The 21,024-nt window shown below is 65.9% G+C and carries 18 protein-coding genes; 11 read left to right on the top strand and 7 right to left on the bottom strand.

The genetic code is table 11. The annotated features are described in order from the left end of the window. Positions 1-22 precede the first annotated feature (22 nt). Positions 23-1,078, bottom strand: a complete 1,056-nt coding sequence (locus GD628_RS15590) for a LacI family DNA-binding transcriptional regulator (RefSeq protein ID WP_152275324.1) — start codon at positions 1,076-1,078, stop codon at positions 23-25. Between the two features lie 4 nt (positions 1,079-1,082). After that, positions 1,083-2,807: a glycoside hydrolase family 13 protein gene (locus tag GD628_RS15585; RefSeq protein ID WP_193313296.1), complete on the bottom strand. Its 1,725-nt coding sequence runs from the start codon at positions 2,805-2,807 to the stop codon at positions 1,083-1,085. 267 nt (positions 2,808-3,074) lie between these two features. Between GD628_RS15585 and GD628_RS15580 the strand changes: the two genes are divergently transcribed. The 3 genes from GD628_RS15580 (at position 3,075) to GD628_RS15570 (ending at position 7,004) form a co-directional block, all read left to right on the top strand. Next, positions 3,075-4,367 (top strand): sugar ABC transporter substrate-binding protein, encoded by a 1,293-nt coding sequence (locus GD628_RS15580; RefSeq protein WP_091607854.1) that lies wholly within the window; start codon positions 3,075-3,077, stop codon positions 4,365-4,367. A 91-nt stretch (positions 4,368-4,458) separates the two neighbouring features. Further along, on the top strand, positions 4,459-6,066 hold the full coding sequence (locus GD628_RS15575) for an ABC transporter permease subunit (protein WP_152275322.1): 1,608 nt from the start codon (positions 4,459-4,461) through the stop codon (positions 6,064-6,066). Further along, positions 6,063-7,004 carry a sugar ABC transporter permease gene (locus GD628_RS15570; RefSeq protein WP_091607848.1) on the top strand — a complete coding sequence of 314 codons (942 nt, stop codon included), beginning with the start codon at positions 6,063-6,065 and terminating at the stop codon, positions 7,002-7,004. Before GD628_RS15575 ends, GD628_RS15570 begins: the two co-directional genes overlap by 4 nt. A 7-nt stretch (positions 7,005-7,011) precedes the next feature. Here GD628_RS15570 and GD628_RS15565 read toward each other — a convergent pair whose 3' ends face one another. Continuing rightward, positions 7,012-7,989, bottom strand: a complete 978-nt coding sequence (locus GD628_RS15565) for an aldo/keto reductase (protein ID WP_152275350.1) — start codon at positions 7,987-7,989, stop codon at positions 7,012-7,014. 138 nt (positions 7,990-8,127) lie between these two features. Here GD628_RS15565 and GD628_RS15560 point away from each other — a divergent pair, with 138 nt between their 5' ends. After that, entirely contained in the window at positions 8,128-9,042 is a 915-nt protein-coding gene (locus tag GD628_RS15560; RefSeq protein ID WP_152275321.1) for a CHAD domain-containing protein, read from the top strand. Positions 9,043-9,157: 115 nt separating this feature from the next. Further along, on the top strand, positions 9,158-10,723 hold the full coding sequence (locus GD628_RS15555) for an MFS transporter (RefSeq protein ID WP_193313295.1): 1,566 nt from the start codon (positions 9,158-9,160) through the stop codon (positions 10,721-10,723). On the opposite strand, the gene GD628_RS15550 is transcribed toward GD628_RS15555, so the two are convergent. Continuing rightward, entirely contained in the window at positions 10,720-11,772 is a 1,053-nt protein-coding gene (locus GD628_RS15550) for an LLM class flavin-dependent oxidoreductase (protein WP_152275319.1), read from the bottom strand. The two genes, GD628_RS15555 and GD628_RS15550, sit on opposite strands and share 4 nt — an antisense overlap. 227 nt (positions 11,773-11,999) lie before the next feature. On the opposite strand from GD628_RS15550, the gene GD628_RS15545 reads away from it, so the two are divergent. Together GD628_RS15545 and GD628_RS15540 are read left to right on the top strand one after the other, a co-directional pair. Beyond that, entirely contained in the window at positions 12,000-13,076 is a 1,077-nt protein-coding gene (locus GD628_RS15545; RefSeq protein WP_091607837.1) for a lipid II:glycine glycyltransferase FemX, read from the top strand. A 280-nt stretch (positions 13,077-13,356) separates the two neighbouring features. Continuing rightward, positions 13,357-14,931 carry a threonine/serine exporter family protein gene (locus tag GD628_RS15540; RefSeq protein ID WP_091607984.1) on the top strand — a complete coding sequence of 525 codons (1,575 nt, stop codon included), beginning with the start codon at positions 13,357-13,359 and terminating at the stop codon, positions 14,929-14,931. A gap of 15 nt (positions 14,932-14,946) precedes the next feature. Here GD628_RS15540 and GD628_RS15535 read toward each other — a convergent pair whose 3' ends face one another. Both GD628_RS15535 and GD628_RS15530 read right to left on the bottom strand, forming a co-directional pair. Further along, positions 14,947-15,792: a siderophore-interacting protein gene (locus tag GD628_RS15535; RefSeq protein ID WP_152275318.1), complete on the bottom strand. Its 846-nt coding sequence runs from the start codon at positions 15,790-15,792 to the stop codon at positions 14,947-14,949. Between the two features lie 32 nt (positions 15,793-15,824). After that, the gene (locus tag GD628_RS15530; protein WP_420837579.1) at positions 15,825-16,607 is read right to left on the bottom strand and encodes a uracil-DNA glycosylase; all 783 of its coding nucleotides are present in this window, start codon (positions 16,605-16,607) and stop codon (positions 15,825-15,827) included. Between the two features lie 166 nt (positions 16,608-16,773). Between GD628_RS15530 and GD628_RS15525 the strand changes: the two genes are divergently transcribed. The 3 genes from GD628_RS15525 to GD628_RS15515 all read left to right on the top strand — a co-directional run bounded on the left by GD628_RS15525 (position 16,774) and on the right by GD628_RS15515 (position 18,109). Further along, positions 16,774-17,082: a DUF3263 domain-containing protein gene (locus tag GD628_RS15525; protein WP_091607832.1), complete on the top strand. Its 309-nt coding sequence runs from the start codon at positions 16,774-16,776 to the stop codon at positions 17,080-17,082. Positions 17,083-17,117: 35 nt separating this feature from the next. Beyond that, a complete protein-coding gene (locus tag GD628_RS15520; protein WP_152275317.1) occupies positions 17,118-17,720 on the top strand; it encodes a LytR C-terminal domain-containing protein in 603 nt (200 codons plus the stop codon). A gap of 185 nt (positions 17,721-17,905) precedes the next feature. Continuing rightward, complete coding sequence (locus tag GD628_RS15515; protein ID WP_066301805.1) at positions 17,906-18,109, top strand: cold-shock protein; 204 nt, start codon at positions 17,906-17,908, stop codon at positions 18,107-18,109. Between the two features lie 121 nt (positions 18,110-18,230). On the opposite strand, the gene GD628_RS15510 is transcribed toward GD628_RS15515, so the two are convergent. Further along, the gene (locus GD628_RS15510; protein WP_152275316.1) at positions 18,231-18,794 is read right to left on the bottom strand and encodes a TM2 domain-containing protein; all 564 of its coding nucleotides are present in this window, start codon (positions 18,792-18,794) and stop codon (positions 18,231-18,233) included. A gap of 417 nt (positions 18,795-19,211) precedes the next feature. Here GD628_RS15510 and groL point away from each other — a divergent pair, with 417 nt between their 5' ends. Then, positions 19,212-20,849 carry a chaperonin GroEL gene (gene groL / locus GD628_RS15505; RefSeq protein WP_091607823.1) on the top strand — a complete coding sequence of 546 codons (1,638 nt, stop codon included), beginning with the start codon at positions 19,212-19,214 and terminating at the stop codon, positions 20,847-20,849. Positions 20,850-21,024: the final 175 nt, after the last annotated feature.

Here is a 21,024-nt window from a genome sequence, read left to right as displayed (position 1 = left end):
CAGCCGGTCCGCCGAGGCACAGTTACGTTGCGGTCCTGCCCGTGAATCCGGGCGGCACTGCCGTGCTGGACCGGACGACGAACTCGGTGGGGTAGGTGCCGTGCAGCAGTTCGCCGGACACCGGCTCCTTGCGCAGAAGGGACAGGACGGCGCCGACGGCGGCGGCTCCCTGTCCGGCAGGGTCCTGGCGAATGGTGGTGAGGCCAAAAACTGCCGACAGCTCATGGCCGTCGATGCCGATGACCGAGAGGTCTTCCGGCACCCGCAGGCCAAGCTCCCGCGCGGCCAGGATGGCACCCACGGCAATTTCGTCGGCGGCGCAGAAGATTCCGGTGACACCGGCTGAGGGATCGGCGAGCAGCGCCTTGGCTGCCGCGAATCCGCCGGCAACGCTGAATTCGGAACTGCGCAGCCACTGCGGTTCGGGAGTGAGGCCGGCTTCTGCCATGGCAGAGCGGTAACCGTCCTGCCGTGTGCTTCCCATCCGGAAGTCGCGTTCGAGTTCCTCACCGCCGCCAATGTGGGCGATCCGCGTATGGCCAAGCGAGATGAGGTGGCGGGTAGCCAGTGCGGAAATGTGGAACTCGTCCACCCGGACCGTCGGCGTCTCCGGCAGCGGCCCGCCGATGGCGACGATCGGCTTGCCCACCTCGCGCAGCTGTTCCAGTTCTTCCTCGGTGAGGCGCAGCGCTACGGTGATGACGGCGTCGAGCCTCTTGCGCTGGAGCATCTCCTTGAGCACGCTCTCGCGGTGGCCAGGGCCGTCAGAGGTGTTGTACAGGGTGAGGTCGTAGCCGGCCTCGATGAGCGCGGACGCGGCGCCCTCCAGGACCTGGGAGAAGTACCAGCGTCCCACCGTGGGAATAACGATTCCGATGTTCCGGCTCCGGCCCGAGGCCAGCGAGGAGGCGTTGTAGGAGATGACGAATCCCAGTTCCTCCGCTGCGGCACGGACCTTTCGGCGGGTCTGCTCGGAAACCCTGCCGTTGCCGCTCAGCGCCCGGGAGACTGTCGCTGCCGAGACTCCTGCCCTGGCGGCGACTTCACGAATACCTGCCCCACGGGCGCTGCGTTCCACTGGCTCAGGCTAGCCGAATCCACACGGCAGCGTCCGGCGCGAGGACACCGTTGCTCCCGGCCTCCGGAATGCTGCGGAGCAGGATCTCGCCGGACGGCAGTTCCACGGACTCGGAGCCCATGTTCAGAACGGCCAGGACGTTCCCGTTAACCAGGGACACCACGCCCTTGCCATCGTGTTCCGGCCACCAGGCCAGGGACCCGTGGCCCAGGTTCAGTTCCCGGCGCAGGGCCAGGGCATCCCGGTAGAGGTTCAGGGTTGAGTCGGGATCCTGCTGCTGCAGGTCCCGGGAGAGTCCCCGCCACTGCTCCGGCTGGGGCAGCCAGGAGTTGCCGGTGCTGCTGAACCCGTACGACGGCGCATCGGCCTGCCAGGGCAGCGGCACGCGGCAGCCGTCCCGCCCCAGGCGCTCGCCGCCGGTGCGGTGATACGTCGGGTCCTGGCGATGGACGTGTTCGAGCATGGTGTGGTCCGGCAGTCCGAGTTCTTCGCCCTGGTAGAGGTAGACGCCGCCGGGAAGGGCCAGCATGAGGGCAGTGGCTGCCCGTGCACGGCGCAGCCCCAGCTCATGGTCCGGTTGGAAGTCCTCCGGGCCCAGGCCGTCGCCGGGCCGGGCATGCCCGGGGGCCTGGCCGAAGCGGGATACGTGGCGGACGACGTCGTGGTTGGAGAGGACCCAGGTGGTGGGGGCGCCGACCTTGTCGAAGGCTTCGAGGCTGGTGGTGATGATGCGGCGCAGTTCGTTCGGGTCCCAGGGGTGGTGGAGGTAGGCGAAGTTGAAGGTTTGGTGCATTTCGTCGGAGCGGACCCAGTCGGTGAGCCGGTCCAGCGGATCGATGGTCGCTTCGGCGCAGAGCACGCGGTCGCCGTCGTATTCGTCGAGGATGTTCCGCCAGGAGCGGTAGATGTCGTGGATGCCGGCTTGGCCGAACATGGGGGCTGCTTCGCCGGGGAAGCCTTCGGAGGAGGCACCGTCGGCGCGTCCGCCCCAGTCCGGGAGTCCGCTTTTTTTGATCAGGGCGTGGGCGACGTCGACGCGGAAGCCGCCGACGCCGCGGTCGAGCCAGAAGCGCAGGATGCGTTCGAATTCGTCGTGGACGGCGGGGTTGTCCCAGTTGAAGTCCGGTTGGGAGGAGTCGAAGAGGTGCAGGTACCACTGGCCGGGGGTGCCGTCGGGGTTCCGGACGCGGGTCCAGGCGGGTCCGCCGAAGTGGGACTGCCAGTTGTTCGGCGGGTTTTCGCCGTGTTCGCCGGTGCCGTCGCGGAAGATGAACATGTCCCGGGCGGGGGAGTTTTCGGGTGCGGCGAGGGCTGCCTGGAAGAGGGCGTGCTGGTCGGAGCAGTGGTTGGGGACGAGGTCGACGATGACGCGGATGCCGTGGTTTTTGGCGGTGGTGACGAGGTTGTCGAAGTCGTGGAGGGTGCCGAAGAGGGGGTCGACGTCGCAGTAGTCGGCGACGTCGTAGCCGGCGTCCTTTTGGGGGGAGACGTAGAAGGGGGAGAGCCAGATCGCGTCGATGTCCAGTTCGGCGAGGGTGGGGATTTCGGCGGTGATGCCGGGCAGGTCGCCGATGCCGTCGCCGCGGAGGTCGCGGAAGGAGCGGGGGTAGATCTGGTAGATCACCGAGGACCGCCACCATTGCCGGTCCCGGTCACTGTTGGCTTCGTGGACCGGGATGAGGCCGGCACCGGGGAGCTGGACTGAGGGGGCTGCGATAGTGCTGAGCATGCCTTGCATCCTAGAGGACCTCTACCCGGTGATTGCAAGCGCTTCCACAAGATGACCAATCGTGTCCAGGCCCGCCGTAAGCCGTATTTGACTTGTACGAACGCTGATTCCTGCGGCCGGCCGAGTCGCGTCGAAGTCGATTGGGAGTGTGACTGGACGCACACTGCGCACACGCTTACACTTGCCTCCATGCCATGGTCCGGGTCACGGGCAGGCACCAATTACCTCCCCGGTACGCCGGGGCCTAAAAACAGAAGAGGTACACCAATGAAGGTGCGCACAACGGGTGTGGCGGGCTTCGGCCGCCGCACCTTTACTCTCGGTGCCGTGTCGGTCACCGCTGCCCTCGTCCTCACCGCCTGCGGCGGCAGCTCCGATACCGGCGAAGGCGCCGAATCGAGCGACCTCGCCTCCGGCGGAGCAACCACACTGACCATGTGGGTGGATGCCGAGCGTTCACCGGCCCTCACCGCGGTCACCGAGCAGTTCAAGGAAGACACCGGCATAGAGGTCAAGCTGGTGACCAAGGACTTCCAGCAGGTCTCGGACGACTTCATTACCCAGGTTCCCACGGGCAAGGGCCCGGACCTGATCGTGGGACCGCACGACTGGCTGGGCAAGTTCGTCCAGAACGGCGTTGTGGCTCCGATCGAACTCGGCGACAAAGCCGGCGAGTTCCAGGACAGTGCCATCCAGGCCATGACCTACGAGGGCAACACCTACGGTGTGCCCTACTCGATCGAGAACATCGGCCTGCTGCGTAACACGGACATTGTTTCCGAACCGGCGGCCACCATGGACGAAGTCATCGCCAACGGCAAGGCAGCCGTGGCCGAGGGCAAGGCCGAGTTCCCGTTCCTGGTCCAGATGGACCCGAAGCAGGGCGACCCGTACCACCTGTACCCGCTCCAGACCTCCATGGGCGTTCCGGTCTTCGGTACGGATGAGTCCGGCAGCTACGATGCCTCGAAGCTTGAACTGGGCAACCCCGGCGGAGTCGAATTCGCCGAAAAGCTGGTGGCCTGGGGTGACTCCGGCGAGCGCATCTTCAACTCCAGCATCACACCGGACATTGCCAAGGAGAAGTTCAACGCCGGCGCCTCCCCGTACCTGCTGACCGGCCCGTGGAACGTTCCCGACGCTGTCGCCGCCGGAATCAACCTTGCCGTTGATCCGCTGCCGACCACTGGCGATTCCCCGGCCCAGCCGTTCGTTGGGGTCAACGGGTTCTTCATCAGTTCCAAGAGCCAGAACGCCCTTGCCGCCAATGAGTTCGCCCTGAACTACCTCACCACCGAAGCAGTCCAGGACTCCATGTTCGACGCCGGCGGACGTCCGCCGGCCCTGACCGCCTCCTTCGACAAGGCAGCTGCGGACCCGATCGTTGCCGCTTTCGGTGAAATCGGCGCCAACGGCGTTCCGATGCCGGCCATCCCGGAAATGGAAGCCGTCTGGGCGGACTGGGGAGGCACGCAGCTGGCCCTCATCAAGGGAGAAGCTGATCCGGCAACGGCCTGGCCCACCATGGTCTCCAACATCGAATCCAAGATCAGCAAATAGATCAACAAATAACGGCAGCAACCAAGCCGCAGCCGCTTTAGTGGCCCGGACGGGGAGCTATCCCCGTTCGGGCCACTCGTAGGAGAACATCATGGCCGTTTCAACGGACGCCCCCGTCCGCCCCGCTAAACCTGCTCCCGCCGTCTCCCGCCGCCGGAGCCCCGACTCGCTGGCCGGGACCCTGGCGAAAATCGTGCTGCTCGGACTGGTGGACGCCTTCGCCGTCTACGTCCTCATGGCTATGTTCCTCAACGAGGAGTGGGTGGTGTTTGCCGTAGCCGCGGCGGTCACGCTGGTCATCAACTGGATCTACCTGCGCCGCGGCGGTCTCCCCGCCAAGTACCTGGCACCCGGCGTGCTGTTCCTGCTCGTGTTCCAGGTGTTCGTCGTGGTGTACAGCGGCTACGTGGCCTTCACCAACTACGGCGACGGGCATAACAGCACCAAGGAAGACGCCGTTGCGGCCATCTCCCTGACCGCGCAGCAGCGGGTGCCCGATTCGCCTGCCTACGCCGTCTCAGTCCTGGAACAGGACAGCGAACTGTTCCTGCTTGTCACGGATCCCGACGGACAGGTGCAGCTGGGCGGTGCCGAGATGCCGCTGGAAGAGGTCACAGACGCCCAGACGAACAGCAGCGGAAAAGCCACCGGCGTCGAGGGCTATGAAACCCTTGCCTTCAATGACCTGCTGAACCGCCAGGCAGAAATCCTGGCGCTGAAGGTTTCCTTCTCCGAGGACCTCGACGACGGCACGCTGGCTACCGCTGACGGGTCCAATGCCTACGTCTACAAGCCGGTGCTGGTCTATGACGAGGAAGCAGACACGTTCACCAACTCCGAAACCGGCACGGTGTACCGGGACGGCGGCGAGGGCTCCTTCGTCTCCGACACCGGGGAGCGGCTGGCTACCGGCTGGAAGATCGACGTCGGCTTCGAGAACTTCCAGCGCGCCGTCACAGACCCCGAGCTGCGCGGCCCGCTCCTGAGCGTAATCGGCTGGACCTTCACCTTCGCCGTCGCGTCCGTGGCACTGTGCTTCGGACTTGGGCTCTTCCTGGCCATCACCTTCAACCACCCCACGCTCCGGGGCAAGAAGATCTACCGCGTGCTGATGATCATGCCGTACGCCTTCCCGGCCTTCCTGGCCGGACTCGTCTGGTCCGGGATGCTGAACCAGGAGTTCGGCTTCATCAACGGAACGTTCTTCGGCGGAGCGTCGATCCCCTGGCTGAATGATCCATGGCTGGCCAAGGCCAGTGTGCTGCTGGTCAACACCTGGCTGGGATTCCCCTACATGTTCCTGGTCTGCACCGGGGCGCTGCAGTCCCTCCCGGAGGAAGTCAACGAGGCAGCCAGGATGGACGGCGCCGGAGCCTGGCGGATTTTCCGGTCCATCAAGCTCCCGCTGCTGCTGGTCTCGACGGCGCCGCTGCTGATTTCGACGTTTGCGTTCAACTTCAACAACTTCAATGTGATCTTCATGCTCACCGGAGGCGGTCCGCGCTTCCCGGGGACAAGCCAGGACATCGGCGCCACCGACCTGCTCATCACCGTGGTGTACAAGGTCGCCTTTGGCCAGGGCACCGGGCGTGACTACGGGCTCGCCAGCGCGCTGGCAATCCTGATCTTCATCATCGTGGCCGTTATCTCCGCCGTCAGCTTCAGGCAGACCAAGTCGCTGGAAGAAGTGAACTCATGAGCACCTCCACCGCCCTTCCTCCCCGTCCCGCCGCCGGAACCGATGGCACAGCCGCCACACCCGGCCTGCCTCCCCGCCGGCGCAGTTTCGGCGCCTGGTTCAAGGACACCGGCTGGCGGCACCTGGTGGGCCTGGCCATGACGGCCTTCGCCCTGCTGCCGCTGGCCTACGTTCTTTCGGCGGCGCTAAGCCCCAGCGGAACGCTGGTAGCCTCCAGCGGCCTGTTCCGCGACATCGGGTTCGACAACTTCCAGGCACTGTTCACGGACCCGCAGAAACCGTTTGCCCGCTGGTTCATCAACACCGTGGTCATTGGACTCGTCACCAGCGCCTCCACCGTCTTCCTCGGCGCGCTTGCAGCCTACAGTTTCTCCCGGATGCGTTTCACCGGCCGGCGCATGGGCCTGCTGAGCCTGCTCTTACTGCAGATGTTCCCGCAGATGCTCGGCGTGGTGGCGATCTTCCTGCTGCTCTCCGAAATCTCGGACATCGTTCCGTGGCTGGGGCTCGGCAGCCAGCTGGGCCTGATCATGGTTTACCTGGGCGGCGCACTCGGAGTGAACACCTACCTGATGTACGGATTCTTCAATACGGTGCCCAAGACCCTGGATGAGGCAGCGAGGATCGACGGCGCGGGGCACTTCCAGATCTTCTTCACCATCATCCTGCGACTGGTGACTCCCATTCTGGCAATCGTGGGCCTGCTGACCTTCATCACCACCACGGGCGAGTTCATGATTGCCTCCATTGTCCTCAATGATCCGGATACCCAGACCCTCGCCGTCGGGCTCTATTCCTTCGTGGGAGACAACCAATCCCGGACCTGGGGCGTGTTCTCGGCCGGAGCGGTGCTGGCCGCGCTGCCTGTCATGGCACTGTTCCTATTCCTGCAGCGCTATATTGCCTCGGGACTCGTGGCCGGCGCGGTCAAGGGCTAGGGGCGGGTCAGAAACCCGCGACGCCGTGCGGAACGTAATGCTCTGACAGGAGCGCCTGGTCCTCGGCGGTGAGCTCCAGGTCCAGCGCTGCGACGTCGTCATCCAGCTGTGCCAGCGAGGTGACCCCCACCAGCGGCGCGGTAACCACAGGGTGGCCCAGCACCCAGGCGAGGGCTACCCGGGCCCGGGACACCCCGTGCGCGTCGGCCACGGCCCCCAAGGCATCCGAGATCAGGCGGTCCGTTTCCTCGTGGGCCCCGTACATGGCATCCGCCAGCGAATCGTGCCCCCGGCGGCGGCTCTCCTCGTGCCACGGGCGGGCCAGGCGGCCGCGGGCCAGCGGACAGTACGCCAGTACCCCAATGCCTTCTTCGAGACAGAGCGGGTACATCTCCCGTTCCTCCTCGCGGTAGACCAGGTTGTAATGGTCCTGCATGGTGACGAACGGGGACCATCCGTTCTGCCGCTGCAGGCCCAGGGCCTTCGCGAACTGCCAGGCAAACGTGGTGGAGGCGCCCACATAGCGGACCTTTCCATCCCTCACCAGCTGGTCCAGTGCGGCCAGGGTTTCCTCCAGCGGGGTCGAGCTGTCCCAGCGGTGGATCTGGTACAGGTCTATGTAGTCGGTGCCCAGCCGTCGCAGCGATTCCTCCACCTGCCAGAGGATGTGCTTGCGGGAGAGTCCCCAGCCGTTGGGGCCCGGGGCCATCTGCCCATGCACCTTGGTGGCGATGACGACTTCTTCCCGGCGCGCGAACTCCCGCAGTGCCACCCCCAGGATCCGCTCACTGTCACCGGCGGAATACACGTTCGCCGTGTCGAAGAGGTTGATGCCCAGTTCCAGCGCCCGGCGGATGAGCGCCTTTGAATCGTCCTCCCGCAGTGTCCAGGAATGGGCGCCCCGGGCCGGGTCCCCAAAGCTCAGGCAGCCCAATCCGATGCCCGAAACCGTTGTCCCGGAACGGCCGAGCTTTACATAGCGCATCGAGTTCATGGACCTGGCCTCCCCAAGCGTAGAGCGGCGGTGCCCGGCTCCCGGCCGGTACTGCCGATGCTACGGCGGCGCCCCTCGTCGGGTACAGGGGGACTGCCCGGCGCAGGGCGCCCCGCCCTATACTGAGCCATGGCTTCCGAGACTGCGCTCCCGACTGCGCCCCGGACGGGGAAGGGCAGCACTGCGGGGGAGGTGCTTCTGGCCTACCTCTCGGAACAGTTCACCGAGATGCTCCGGCAGGAGCAGAGGCTGCGTCGGGACGAAACCGATGCCATTCACAAAATGAGGGTCAGTACGCGCCGGCTCCGTTCGGTGCTCTCCAGTTACCGCAGGATCCTTCCGCCCGAACCAGCCCGCCGGATCCGGAGCGAACTGAGGTGGCTGTCACAGGTGCTCGGCGCAGCCCGGGACGCGCAGGTCATGCGCCACCGCCTGCAGGCACTGGTGGCAGCCCAGCCCCCGGAACTGGTGCGCGGACCGGTCTCTGCCCGGATAGACGCGGAACTGCTGGGGCGTTACGACGATGCGCTCGCGGTAATCCGCCGCGAGCTGGACGCGCAACGCTATGCTGCCCTGGTCCAGGACCTCGGCAGCCTGGCAGCGGACCCGCAGTTCACCGGCCCGGCGGGAAAATCCGCGCGGAAGGTTGGCCGGCGGCTGATCCTCCGCGACCTGCGCAGGCTGCGGAACAGTGTCCGCGCTGCGAAGCGGGAGCCCGACGACGAGCGGCGGGCAGAGGCCTTCCACGAGGCCCGGAAGGACGCCAAGCGGCTGCGCTATGCCGCGGAGGCATACGTGCCGGTGGGCGGGGCACGTGCCGCGGCGATGGTGGAGGCGGCCGAGGGTGTCCAGAAGGCACTCGGAGAACACCAGGACAGTGTTGTCACCCGGCAGCTGCTGGCGAAGCTCGGTGCACATCCCGGACGCGGGGGCAGCGGCTTTACCTACGGACGGCTGCATGCCGTCGAGGAACGTCAGGGCCGCGCAGCGGAGAAACAGTTCCGCCGACTGTGGAAGGGTTTTGCCGGGACGCACGGCTGGTGATCGCGGCGCCGCTCTATGGACTCCGCAGTATCCGCAGACCTACCCTGCCAGTGAGGGCGCGCGGGTCCGTGGATGCCACCCCGGCCGGGAGCGCCGCCACCGACGGAGGAATCCGATGGAATCTCCCTGGGCGCCGCTGAAGAACCGGTGGTTCCTGATCCTGTGGCTGGCGCAGCTGGGATCCAACGTCGGAAGCTGGATGCAGACCGTTGGCGCCCAGTGGTACCTCGTGGAGAGCGGGGCGAGTCCGGTCCTCGTCTCCCTGGTGCAGTCAGCATCACTGGCCCCTGCACTGCTGCTGGGACTGGTGGCCGGTGTCCTGGCGGACGCCTTTAACCGCCGCCGCCTGATCCTGGGCAGCAACCTGTTTGCCGCCGGTGCCGGCTGCCTGCTCACCGCAATCGCAGCCCTGGGCCTGCTGGGGCCGGACTCACTGCTGCTCTACACATTCCTGATCGGCTGCGGCGTGGCGCTGAGTTCCCCGGCCTGGCAGGCAGTGACTCCCTCCCTGGTGCCGCGCGATCAGATCAGGTCTGCGTCAGCACTCGGGTCCGTTGCAGTCAACGCTGCCCGCGCCGTGGGCCCTGCGCTCGGCGGTGTGCTGGTCTCGGCCGCCGGACCTGCCTTCGTCTTCGGACTCAACGCGCTGTCCTTCCTCGGTACAGCGCTGGCCGTCTTCCTCTGGCGCAGCGCACCGCAGAGCCCCGAGGACCGCGAGCAGCTTGGCGAAGCGCTCGCAGCAGGAATGCGCTATATCCGGGCGGCACCGCGGATCCGCCGCATCCTGCTGCGCTGCATCCTGTTCCTGGTTCCGGCCAGCGCCCTCTATGCGCTGCTCCCTGTTGCCGTGAACGGGCATTTGGGCATGGGGTCCTCCGGATACGGACTGCTGCTGGGGGCCCTGGGAAGCGGAGCCATCCTGGGAGTGGCGCTGCTGGGAAGGACCCGGAAACTGTTTGGTGACACGGCTCTGCTGGGCGCATCCGCCGCTGTTTTTGGGGCGGCAGTCTTTTCTGCCGGCTACCTGACGCCCATTCCACTGGCAATCCTGCTGATTCTCGCGGGCATGGCCTGGATCAACACCCTCTCCACACTGAACAGCGCCATGCAGCTGACCCTGCCGGAATGGGTCCGTGCACGCGGACTGGCCGTGTACCTGATGGTGCTTACCGGAACCCAGGCGCTGGGATCGGTGCTGTGGGGATCCCTGGCCACAGCGTTCGGCTACGCACCCGTGCTGGCCGGTGCCGCCGTCGTTCTCCTGCTGGTGGGCGCCAGCGTGGTGCCGCTGCCGCTGCTGCCGGGGACCGGCAACCTGGACCGCAGTGTTCCCGCACCGGAGCTGGGTCTGGAGATCGAATCCGAGCCGAACCCGGGTGCCGGGCCGGTGACGATCCAGGTGGCATACGAGCTGGCGCCGGAGGAAGCGCCGGAATTCGTGGAAGCCATGCGCGAAGTGAAGCTCTCCCGGCTGCGGACCGGGGCGACGAACTGGGAACTGGTGCACTCGGTTACGGATTCCAGCCAGTTCCGGGAGGTCTACGACGTTCCCACTTGGCGGGAGTACATGCGCCAGGAACACCAGCGGCTGACCGGCGCGGACCGGAGCAATATTGCCCGGGCTGCCGGTCTGGCGCGGGAGGAACCGCGCACGCGCTGGTTCCTCCCGGCCGGTGCCTAGACCTGCTCTGCGTCTGCGGCGAGGGCAGCGCGGACGGCCGGAGCCACTTCGGTGCCGTAGAGCTCGATGCACCTCATCAGGTTCTCGTGCGGCAGGGTGCCCAGGCTGTACTTCAGATCGAAGCGGGACAGGTCCAGGGTGCGGGCTGTCCGGATGATTTTGTCCGCGACCGTTTCCGGGGAGCCGATGAAGAGGGCGCCTTCGGGGCCGGCACCGGCCTCGTACTCGCTGCGGGTGACGGGCGGCCAGCCGCGCTCGCGGCCAATGCGGTTCTGCATCTGGGCGTAGTGCGGCCAGGCTTCATCCAGCGCCTGCTGGTCGGTGGCTGCGACGTAGCCGGGGGAGTGCGCGCCGATAGGCAGCGCGGGCTTGCCGAATTCCTTCAGGGCGCGCTTGTACAGGGAAACGAACGGGGTGAACCGCGCCGGTTCGCCGCCGATGATGGCAAGCATCAGCGGCAGTTCGTAGTGCGCGGCCCGTACCACCGACTGCGGGGTGCCGCCGACGGCGATCCAGGTGGGAATATGGCCGCCCTGCGTGGGCGGGTAAACCTGGACGTTGCGCAGCGGCGGGCGGATGCTGCCCTCCCAGGTGACGGGCTCCTCGCTCAGCAGCCGGGTAAACAGGTCCAGCTTCTCCTCGAAAAGCACTTCGTAGTCGGAGAGCTCAAAGCCGAACAGCGGGAAGGACTCCGTGAAGGAACCACGGCCAAGAATGACCTCTGCCCGGCCGCTTGAAACTGCGTCCAGCGTGGCGAAACGCTCGTAGACCCGGATTGGATCGTCAGAGGAGAGAACCGTCACTGCGGAGCCAAGCCGGATCCGGCTGGTCTGGCCGGCAATCGCGGCCAGCACGGTTTCCGGCGAGGACACCGCGTAGTCGTCCCGGTGGTGTTCGCCGATTCCGATGAAGTCCAGTCCCACGGAATCCGCCAGCACGGCTTCGGCCACCACGTTGCGGATGACCTCAGGCATGGGCAAATTGGTTCCGTCCCCGCCCTGCGTCACGTCTCCAAACGTGTCCAGTCCCAGTTCAATCTGCTGTGCCACTGCCGCCACCTTCGTCCTCGTACATATGCGTATGCATCTATTGTTGCGCACAACCGCGCCTGGAGGCGGACTATTCCCCTGCCGCGCGTCCCCGCCGTTCCCCGGCACGCCGGGAGGTGTCCGTTCAGGGTGCGGGCACCCGGCGGATAGACTTGGAAACGGCCCGGAGCCGGTGCTCCGTGCGGGGGCGGAAGAATGATCCACCAACGAGGACTAGTTGAGGAATTTTGCGAGACTTTAGTGCACGCCTGGCCACCGCTGACGAGGTTGCGGACTGGGACAAGCTGGTCCAGTCCAACCCCAACGGCGGCAACGTACTGCAGTCCGCTGCCTACGCTGAGGTCAAGTCCCATCACGGCTGGAACCCGATCCAGGTGGTCTTCAGCTGCCCGGACTACACCTCCTACAACCTGGTGATCGAGAAGAAGGTCCCGCTGCTGGGCAGCCTCTGGTACCTGATCAAGGGTCCCGACGCAGCCGTGCCGGAGGACGTTCCGGCAATGGCGCAGGCACTGGGCAGGTTCGCGAAGCAAACCGGCCGCCGCGTCTTCGCTCTGAAGGTCGAGCCGGACATTGTGGACGGCGACGACGTCCGGGACCTGTTCACCTCCGCCGGATTCGTGAAGACGTTCAACCTGCAGCCCAACGATTCAACCGCGCTGCTGGACACCACGCCGGACACCGAGCAGATCCTCAAGAATATTTCCTCGCGTGCCCGCAACGCCGTGCGCCGGGCCATCCGCGAAGGTGCCGACGTGCGCCGCGTGGAGGCCACCGAGGAAAACATGCGGACCATGTACAAACTCATGAGCCACATTGAAGACCGCTCAGACGCCCGGATGCGCTCCTACGAGTACTACCACCGCTTCTGGTCCAACTTCGTGGACGCCGGCCAGGGCCGGTTCTACTTTGCCTTCGACGAGAACGGCGAACCCAACGTGGGCGCGTTCGTGATCGCCTACGGGAAAAAGGGAACCTACAAGGACGGCGGATCCAAGCCGCGCCGAAGCCAGTACGGGGATTCCCACCTGGTGCAGTGGACCGCCCTCACGGAGCTCAAGGAAGACTTCGGCATTGAGGAATACGATTTCTGCGGCACTCCGCCCAGCAGCGAACTGAAGAACAAGGAACACCCGCACCACGGCCTGGGCCTGTTCAAGACCAGTTTTTCCAAGACCGTCACCGATTTCACCGGCTGCTGGGACGTGGTGCTGGATCCGCTCCGCTACCGGATCTGGAACACCATAGGAGAACGCGTGACGCGCCAGGTCTACTGGCGGCGCCACCACCAGCCGTTCTACTAAACCGACTACCAGCAGCGAAGCAGGGGTGGACACCGTGGACAACGACGACGACCGCCGCGGGCCTGCGCCAACACCGGAGCCCGTGGCCGGCCTTCTTCCCATCATCAAGGTGCCTGGGCGCCCGGACGGCACTGAGGGGCATCCGCGCACCGGGCCTGCCCCGGTCCATGAAGCGCCGGGGGTTGAGACTCCGGCCGACGCGCTTCCCGCCGTTCCCGGACCGGGTGGCCTGCGGAGCACCAAGCCGAAGCCTCCGCCGGCCACGTCCTCGGTCCCGCGCATGCCCAAGGGCAGCAAGGCAGCCGCTGCCCGCAAAGCCGCTGCGGCCGGCCAGCCCGGACGCCCGGCTCCGGGCACGGCTCCCCGCCCGGCCAAACCGCGTGCCCGGAAGACGACCCCGCGGCAGCACAGTCCCTCATCGGCCCAGCGGGCGGATTCCTCGTCCGCCGCAGCGCGGCGGGTGCTCAAGCGCCTGGTGCAGGGTGAGACTCCGCCCACCCAGGCCATGTCCATTGTCGAACGCCTGGCTGGCAGCCCGTACGCCAATCCCCGGGTCCGTTCCGGCGGACCGGATGCCAGTGCCCGCAAGACGCTCGACCTGGCTTTGGGCATGGCCGAGACAATGTTCCGTTACGGGGCCGGTGCGCTTGAGGTTGAAACGGCAATGATCGCGGTCACTGCTGCGTACGGGCTTGAAAACATTGAGGTGGACATCACCAACCAGTCCGTCCTGCTCAATTACTCTCCAAAGGACCAGACTCCCATCACCGTGATGCGGGTGGTCCGGTCCTGGACCAACAACTATGCAGGACTGGCACTGGTGCACAGGCTGGTCACGGACATCGTGGACGGCAACGTATCCCGTGCCGAGGCCTCCCAGCAGCTCAACTCGATCGTGCATCAGCCCAAGCCCTTTCCCCGCTGGGCGGTTACCTTTTCAGCCGGCCTCTTCGCCGCTGCAATCGTGGCGTTCATTGGGGGGAGCCCGCTTGGATCCGTCGTCGGATTCGTGAGCACCATCCTGGTCAGCCTGCTGCAGCGGGTCCTGGGACGCTGGCGCGTTCCGGACTTCTTCACCACGGCTGCCAGCGGATTCCTGGTCACGGCGCTGGCCATGCTTTTCTGGTGGCTGGACGCCACGGATGTGGCGGACCTGGACATAGCACCCGGCATCGTCGTGGCCGGAGGGATACTGCTGCTGCTGCCCACCGGGCGCCTGGTCTCTGCGGTGCAGGATGCGATCAACGGCTTCCCGGTGACAGCTGCCGGCCGTTTCCTCTCGGCGTTCCTGACCTTCGGCGCGATCGTGGCAGGCATCGCCGTTGCGCTGGTAGCCGGAGCGCTGGTGGGAATGCCGCGGCTGGAGGTGACTACGGGAGGCTCCTCACCCTATCCCTTTGCCGTCGTCCTGCTGGTGCTGGCCGTCGCGCTGGCAACTATCAGCATTACCGAGCAGTCACCGGCGAACCTGGTGCTGCCCACGGTGCTCATCGGGGTGGGCGGATTCCTGGTCTCGGTGGCCTCCGAGGCAGCTGGAGTCGGTCCGCGGCTGACGCCGGCCATCGCCGCGATCGTCATTGGCATGGCCTCGAGGATAGTTGCCCTGCGGATGGGCGCACCGCAGCTGGTGGTGGCCGTCCCCGCAATTTTGTTCCTCTTCCCCGGGCTGAGCATCTTCCGCTCGATGTACGGGCTGAGCATTGGGCTGGATGACATCTCCGCAGGGGTCATTGGCCTGTTCAACGCGCTGACTGTCATCCTCGCGATCGCCGGCGGCGTCGTCTTCGGTGACAACCTGGCCCGGCCGCTGACCCGGAACCTGAACGGCAACGACCGCCGCAACCGCCGCCGCTGATCGACGGCGGCCGGGTTAGAGGATCTTGCCGATCGGAGTTCGTTTCTCGGCCTGGAAAGCGTCCTCAGTTCGTCCCGCGGCCCAGTAGCCGGAAAGCGAGACGGCACTGCGTTCGAGTTTATGCCGGGTGAAGAATATTTCCCTCAGGCCCTTCATGGCCTCACGCTCACCATGGGCAAAGACCTGGACCGCTCCGGGATGGAAGGGCAGCGCGTCCAGGGCCGCAACCAGCAGCCGGCCCGCCGGCTGGTCCGCACCGCGGTAGAGCCACGTCACCACAACACCCCTGGGAGAGTTCAGCGGAAGTTCGTCCTGCGGACCCTGGACCTCGATGAAAGCGTGTCCCACGGCGTCGTCAGGCAGTGCCTCGAGGGCAGCGGCAGTGGCTGGAAGCGCGGACTCGTCGGCGGCGAAGAGGTACCAGTCAGCCTCGGGATCGGGGGCGTAGCCGCCGCCGGGACCGCCAAAGGTGAGGATATCCCCGGGCTGGGCCGAGGCGGCCCATGGGCCGGCAAGCCCCTCGTCGCCGTGAACGACGAAGTCCATGGCGAGTTCACGGCGCTCCACGTCGACCCACCGGACGGTGTAGGTCCGGGAAACGGGCCAGTCCTCCCGGGGGGTTTGCTCACGCAGCTCTTCAAGCGGAACGGTGCCGTTCAGCGGCCTGCCGTCGCGGCCAAACCAGATCTTGCAGTACGCGTCCGTGCTGCTGCTCGGAGTGAAGGTGTCAAAGCCTGGGCCGCCTGCCACGATGCGCACCATGTGCGGCGAGAGCTGCTCGCGGCGCAGCACGGTCATGGTGTGCGTGGGCCGGGCGCGCCGGGCGGGTGCCGGCGTCGGGGTTGCGGGGGCATCAGGCATAGCGGTGTTTCTCCTAGAACGCGGTGGTTGTTCTACCGTACCCCGGGCAATCTCCAGTCCACCGGTGTTGCTCCCTGTTGCACGAGGAGCTCGTTGGCCCGGCTGAACGGACGGGAACCAAAGAAACCGCGGGAGGCCGAAAGCGGGCTGGGGTGTGCCGATTCAATCCGCGGCAATCCTCCCAGCAGGGGAGCCAGGGACTGCGCCTGGCGTCCCCACAGGATGGCCACCAGCGGAAGCGGGGAGCCGTCCGGGTGCCGCCGCGCCGCGAGGGAACGGACAGCGAGTTCGGTAACCGGCTCCCAACCCAGGTTCCGATGGGAGTTCGCCTGGCCGGCGGTAACGCTCAGCGCGCGGTTCAGGAGCAGCACGCCCTGGTTGGCCCACGCGCTGAGATCCCCGTGCTGCGCGGGCTCAATGCCAAGGTCAGCCTTCAGCTCCTTGTAGATGTTGACCAGCGAACGCGGCAGCGGGCGCACCCCGGGATCCACCGAGAAACTCAGGCCGACGGCGTGGCCCGGGGTGGGGTAGGGGTCCTGTCCGATGACCAGCACCTTCACCTGCTCGGCGGGCTGGGTAAACGCGCGGAGAATATGCCCGGGAGGGGGGAGGACGTGCTCTCCGGCGTTGATCCGGCGCTGGAGCTCATCGCCGATGCGGTGGATCCGGTCTGCCTCCGGCGCCAGGAGATCCGCCCAGTCTCCGGCGATGCTGCTGGACAGCGGGATGCCTGAGGCGAAGGGCACCGGGTCCTGGGGCGAGGCGGTGCCATTGCTGGCGAGATCGAATAGGGCCGGTTCATGGCTGCTGTTCACCCCTCAAGTGTCCGCGATGCACGGACAGGATCCCAGCCGGCGGGCGGTGCCGTCTGAATGACAACACTGTTATTCCGGTTTACGATTGCTTGAGGAAGCAGACTCTTGCCTGGACCGTGCCCTCGAGCGGCCGAGTCCGGGCGCACCGGGAAACGGGGACAACAGATTGGCAGGATCAGCCGGAGCCGAGGCGTTTTCACTCGACGGTGTGGTCGATCCCCAGAGTCCCCTCAGTGAGCGGGACCAGCAGATGCTCGCACTTGAGCGCTCCTGGTGGAAGTACTCCGGGGCCAAGGAACAAGCCATCCGCGATCTCTTTGGCATGTCAGCCACAAGCTATTACCAGGTCCTCAACGCCCTGATTGACACCGAGGAAGCCCTTGCGCACGATCCCATGCTGGTGAAGCGGCTGCGTAGACTGCGTACTACACGCCAGCGCGCGCGTACGGCCCGCCGCATGGGCACCGACGCCTAGGGCATTCCCCATACACAAGGACAGACACCGCAGCCATGAGCCAATACCCCAGGGATGAGTTCGACAAGGTCCCGGAGACCTCGACCCGCCAAGGCGTTCACCGTGAACGGCTTATTCCGGCGCGCTCCAGCGGAATCGGCCTGATCATCACGGTGGGTGTCCTTGCCCTCCTGGTGGGCCTGGCAGCGTATTTCGTGCTCCCGCGGCTGGGTATCGGTGCCGGCAGCAGCGCCAGCCCCGCAGTTTCGGAATCCAGCGAACCTGCCGCGGAACCGTCGCAGTCCCCGAGCCCAAGCGCCTCACCCACTCCGTCAGCTACTCCGACGCCGACTCCCACCCCGGAGCCGACGCCGGAGGCACCGGCGGCGGACCGGACACAGCCGGTGGTCGTGCTCAATGCGAGCGGCGTCTCCGGGCTGGGTGCCGGGATCTCCGCCCGGATCGGGGCGGACGGCTGGACGACGGCGCAGGTAGGTAACTGGGCAGGCATGCCGATGCAGACCTCGGCGATCTTCTTCAACGGTGAAGCACAGCGCGCAAACGCCGAGGAGCTTGGAAAGTTGCTGGGAATAGCGACCATTACCGAGTCTCCCGAGTTCAGCCTGGTCACCGTTGTGGCCGGTCCCGGCTTCCAGTAACCCCGGGCCAGCGACGTTTAGTTAAGACTCGATAACTATCCCCGGACCCCGTGGGTGAAGACCCGGGCGCTGGCTAAAGTAAGGGCCAGCCGAACGGGATGGGCAGGCAAACCACCTGCAGTTCCGGTCTGGCTGCTGCCGTGGAACACCATCGCGGCAGCGGAACCTAAAAGGGGAGAATGAGTATGGCGCAGGGGATCGTCAAATGGTTCAACGGGGAAAAGGGCTACGGCTTCATTACCGTTGACGAAGCCCAAACTGATGTTTTCGTCCACTGGTCCGCGATCCAGTCCGCTGGCTACCGGACACTGGAGGAGGGCCAGCGGGTCGAGTTTGAAATTGGTGAAGGACAAAAAGGCCCGCAGGCCGAGGATGTCCGGACCGTCTAGGCGGACGCCCGGACACACCGGGTAGACAAAGCAGTGAGCCGGTACCCCGTCGGGGTGCCGGCTCACTGCTTTGTCTAGTCGCCTGGTCTTGGCGGATGCCGAGCCTGCTCGCGAGCGGCGCTTACTCCCGGAGCGGAACTCCGCGGGCATCTGTCCGGAACGACTGCGCTCCGGCCAGGATCATGATCCCTTCAACGAACCCCCAGATAGCGGCGAAGCCGAACGTGAACAGGGTTACCAGGAGCTGCACGATTCCCAGCGTGGTGTAGCCGAGGTAAAACCGGTGGATGCCGAGCCCGCCGAGGAAAATGCCCAGCAGGCCTGCAGCAAGCCGCGACTTGGGCTCGACCCATCCGTATGGAGCAGGAGCACCCGCAGGGTAGCCATGCGGGTACCCGGGCTGATAGCCCTGGGAATACCCGGGCTGGTAGTTCGCTGCCGGAGGTCCCTGCTGGTACTGCTGGTATCCACTCTGGCTGCCGGCCTGCTGGTAGCCGCCCGCGGGATAACCGGGATGCTGGGAGGACCCGGGAACTGAACCTGTTCCGGCCTCGGACGCGTACTCGCCCGGCGGCGTGCCATAAGGGGGCGGAGCCGCGCTGGCACCGTGGGCTTCGGGCGCGCGGGTCCCGTCTGCCTCGCCGTCGAGGGGAGAAGAATGGTTCGGGGGCTGGTTGGGCGCCATGGCCTGCTCCTTGGCATCGTCGTTCGCTGAGCACGTCGCTTGCTGATCACGGTGCCGTGGTGCCGCCGAGGCGTGACCGGCCGTGCTGATCCTAATCTACGCTGGAGCGCGCCCTTCCGGGCTGCCGCCCCGCAGAATCGGGCAGGGTTTCCAATCCGGCCATGAGGAAGGGGGCGCGGTGCCGGTCACAGGCCGCCGTGACTGCTTGCACTCAAAGGTTGGGAGTGCTAATTATTGAGTTAGCACTCTTGCGGACTGACTGCTAAGTCATCGGCGTTGAGTGAACCAGCAAGCCACTGGGGTGAGGGCCCTGCGGATGCACGTAAAGAGATCGTGCTCCCAGGCCCGTCCGTCGCGGGCACTCCAGCCAGGAATGCAGAATCCAAGCATGACTGTTCCGGAAGGACGATAGCCGTTATGGCCAAGATCATTGCATTTGACGAAGAGGCACGCCGCGGCCTCGAGCGGGGCCTGAACACCCTCGCCGACGCCGTCAAGGTCACCCTCGGCCCGCGTGGCCGCAACGTCGTACTCGAGAAGAAGTGGGGCGCCCCCACGATCACCAACGATGGTGTTTCCATCGCCAAGGAGATCGAGCTGGACGACCCGTACGAGAAGATCGGCGCTGAGCTGGTCAAGGAAGTTGCCAAGAAGACTGATGACGTCGCAGGCGACGGCACCACCACGGCAACCGTCCTCGCCCAGGCACTCGTCAAGGAAGGCCTGCGCAACGTTGCTGCCGGTGCTGATCCGCTCGGCCTGAAGCGCGGCATCGAGAAGGCAGTCGACGCCGTCACGGCCGAACTGCTCTCCTCGGCCAAGGAAATCGAGACCAAGGAACAGATCGCGGCTACGGCTTCCATCTCCGCCGGTGACCAGCAGATTGGCGACCTGATCGCCGAAGCGCTGGATAAGGTGGGCAAGGAAGGCGTCATCACCGTCGAGGAGTCCAACACCTTCGGCCTGGAGCTCGAGCTCACCGAGGGCATGCGCTTCGACAAGGGCTACATCTCCGGCTACTTCGTCACCGACGCAGAGCGCCAGGAAACGGTCCTCGAAGACCCGTACATCCTGATCGTCAATTCCAAGATCTCCTCCGTCAAGGATCTCGTTGCCGTCCTCGAGAAGGTCATGCAGTCCGGCAAGCCGCTGCTGATCATTGCCGAAGACGTTGAGGGCGAGGCCCTGGCAACCCTGGTTGTCAACAAGATCCGCGGCACCTTCAAGTCCGTTGCCGTCAAGGCTCCGGGCTTCGGCGACCGCCGCAAGGCCCAGCTGGCTGACATCGCCATCCTCACCGGTGGACAGGTCATCGCCGAGGAAGTTGGCCTCAAGCTTGAGAACGCCACGCTGGATCTGCTCGGCAAGGCACGCAAGGTAGTTGTCACCAAGGACGAGACCACCATCGTCGAAGGTGCGGGCGACCCCGAAGAGATCGCCGGACGCGTCAACCAGATCCGTGCCGAAATCGAGAACTCCGACTCGGACTACGACCGCGAGAAGCTGCAGGAGCGCCTGGCCAAGCTGGCCGGCGGCGTTGCAGTCATCAAGGCCGGTGCCGCAACCGAGGTTGAGCTCAAGGAACGCAAGCACCGCATCGAAGATGCCGTGCGCAACGCCAAGGCTGCTGTTGAAGAAGGCATCGTCGCCGGTGGCGGCGTCGCCCTGATCCAGGCCGGCCAGAAGGCGTTCGCCAACCTGGTTCTGGAAGGCGACGAAGCAACCGGCGCGAACATCGTCAAGGTTGCCATCGACGCTCCGCTGAAGCAGATCGCCTTCAACGCAGGCCTCGAGCCCGGTGTTGTTGCGGACAAGGTCCGCGGTCTGGCAGAAGGCTTCGGCCTGAACGCCGCCACCGGCGAGTACGAAGACCTGCTGGCCGCCGGCGTCAATGACCCGGTCAAGGTAACCCGTTCCGCCCTGCAGAACGCGGCTTCCATCGCCGGCCTGTTCCTCACCACCGAAGCAGTCGTTGCCGACAAGCCCGAAAAGGCTGCACCGGCAATGGGTGGCGGAGACGACATGGGCGGCATGGGCGGCATGGGCGGCTTCTAGTCCCCATCCCCGGCCGGTTCGCCCGGCTGCATGCCTCTGCACAGGAGCGCGGTACCTTCGGGTGCCGCGCTCCTGCGTTGTGTCCAGAACGTGCTGCAGCGGTCCTGCCTTCCTCCCGGGGCGGGCCCTGCACAAGGGCTCGAGTGCCCTCTGAGTTGACCCGGTGCACCAGCGT

Source organism: Arthrobacter koreensis, from assembly GCF_009193255.1.
Classification (GTDB): Bacteria; Actinomycetota; Actinomycetes; order Actinomycetales; family Micrococcaceae; genus Arthrobacter_B; species Arthrobacter_B koreensis.
This window is presented reverse-complemented; position numbering and strand designations above follow the sequence as displayed.